Below are 267 nucleotides of genomic sequence, written 5' to 3'. Positions count from 1 at the left end.
CCCCCGATGCGCCGGCCGTGTGCTTCTGCAGGACGGACTGCAGTTCGTCCGGGATGACGGTCGGACGCGGCACGGTATCGCTCCCCTGCTGCACCTTCTCCAGCTGGGCGGCGGTCAGCAACGGCTTCACCACCGACTCCGCGGTATACGCGTCGCCTGTACGCAGGGCCGTCGTGACCGCGCCTGTCCCGGTCACGTCGTTGTAGTAGAAGGTGCCGGCGAGCCGGCTTCCGTCCTGGCCGGCGAACGCCACCTGCTCGAGCGGGC

Annotated in this window: 1 pseudogene; it reads right to left on the bottom strand. The window is 70.0% G+C overall.

The window, feature by feature from the left end:
- Nucleotides 1-267: pseudogene (locus ACPYOG_RS19660) on the bottom strand (hypothetical protein); the annotation flags it as partial.

Source organism: Leifsonia sp. HAY1-4F, from assembly GCF_056755275.1.
This window is presented reverse-complemented; position numbering and strand designations above follow the sequence as displayed.